This window comes from Oculatella sp. LEGE 06141, from assembly GCF_015207605.1.
Lineage (GTDB): Bacteria > Cyanobacteriota > Cyanobacteriia > Elainellales > Elainellaceae > Oculatella.
The window spans coordinates 1-1,736 of record NZ_JADEWO010000138.1 but is presented as its reverse complement, the minus strand read 5'-3'; the positions used below and the strand labels follow the sequence as shown (position 1 = coordinate 1,736).

1 protein-coding gene is annotated in these 1,736 nt (G+C 50.2%); it reads right to left on the bottom strand.

What is annotated here, in order from left to right; translation table 11 throughout:
- Positions 1–241: 241 nt before the first annotated feature.
- The gene (locus IQ268_RS31925; protein ID WP_193887496.1) at positions 242–1,495 is read right to left on the bottom strand and encodes an IS110 family transposase; all 1,254 of its coding nucleotides are present in this window, start codon (positions 1,493–1,495) and stop codon (positions 242–244) included.
- Positions 1,496–1,736 lie beyond the last annotated feature (241 nt).

Below are 1,736 nucleotides of genomic sequence, written 5' to 3'. Positions count from 1 at the left end.
TAACATAGTCTCTGAGCCGGACGGGGTCAAGTAACTCCTTGAAGAATACTGTTAATTCTCATTACGCATCCTTACATAGACGCATTCATCTAACTGACTCTAATTTGTATCAGTAACATCCATTCTAGAGTCAGTTATCTATCCTATCTGCGTTGTAATCCTTGATGCTTTAGTGTCTTCTAATGCTGAGTAAGGACTAAATTATTTTGCTCCTTTCCTTACATTTAAAGGGGGAGCAGTGTTAGAGAGCTAGCAGCTTAGCAATAGGAGAACCCTTGCGCTTTAAGGATGCAAGATATTTAGCTTCATCATAGGCTTCTCGGTTCTTCCAACAACGAAATAAAATGCGAATCCACTTGAACGCTAGCGATCGCATCGCCGCAGGATGAGATTTACCTTTAGACCGTTGCATCTGGTAGTAAGCTTGCGCCCAGGCACAGTGGTGGCGACTGTGATTAGCCCACTCCACAAAGGTCTGCCTCAAGAAAATTGGACAACTCCAACGCCAATGTACCCAGTTCTTTTTGCCGCTACTCTCTTTAACGGGCGCAATACCGAAGTAGCACATCATCTGCTGGGCGTTGTCAAAGCGTGTTCTATCTTCCCCAAAGGCCGCCAGTAATCGAGGAGCCAGATGTTCTCCAGCCCCAGGCAGAGCCGCAAACCAAGCCGCATCCGAAAAGCTGGTGAAGCACTCGTCAATTTTAAGCGTTAGTTCAACCAATCGTACCAACAGGGGCTTTAACTGACCGATCAGGGTCTGTACTAACCATTGCATCGGCTCAACAATGCCTGGGTCTTCCGTCAGGGGAATACCCGAAGATCCAATCTGCTCAATGCGGCGGGCGATCGCACTGCGACGAATCACCCGATGCTGCTGGAAGAACTCGGTGAGTTCTTCTGCGGTTGCCCCTTGAGCAGCTTTGAGAGTGGGATAGCGTTCGAGAAACTCACAAAACACCTGAGTATCTTTGTCCTCAAACCAATCAAGCACTTGAGGGTAGTAGTTCTTGAGGGCTGAGGTGAGGCGGTTGGTCAAGCGCACCTTCTCGCCCACCAGCATCCTTCTGGACTCGACCCACTGCCGCAGTGCCCGCATCTTAGCACTCTCGGGTTGCCAAGCGGGTAATTTGTCTCCATGCTTTCGCAGCAGTTCGACCAGAATTCGGGCATCAATGGGGTCTGACTTAGCCCGAGATGGCTGAAAGGCTTTACGGTAATTGGAGACAGTGCGTGGATTGATAGGAAAAAGCACCAAGTTTTCGTACTGGCAAAGCGCATAAACCAGTGGACCGCGCTTCTGCTCCAAGCATACGGCGAGCATTGCAGAGCCATAGCGTTTTCGTAGCCCCTCGACCCAAGCCGCAATGGCATCAGGTTGGGAGCCAATGACCGACTCCTCGGTTTCTCCAGTGGTGCAATCGTAAAGAGAAATGTCGTGTTTACGGTCGGCCCAATCAATGCCAATGTAAGCAGCGTACAGGTCCTGACTCATGGTGCTATTCTCAAACTACAGTTGGTGAGGCAACTGGGACAACTTCTGCTCAAGGCGAAAAGATTATGGAAGGTGTGGCTGCACCGACCTCTGAGGATTCGTTGGAGAGAGAAGCACAGGGTGGGGCGAGGCGATATGTTAGTAGACATCAAATGTCACCCAATGCATGGTCGTCTCCCACCCTGCGTCCCAGTGCTGAAGCTGAGTTTATATCCTCCGCTTCAGTCCTGTCCCCCCATAA

Coding starts and splice junctions, on each gene's coding strand:
- IQ268_RS31925 (WP_193887496.1), bottom strand. CDS start 1,495: ATGAGTCAGGACCTGTACGCTGCTTACATTGGCATTGATTGGGCCGAC.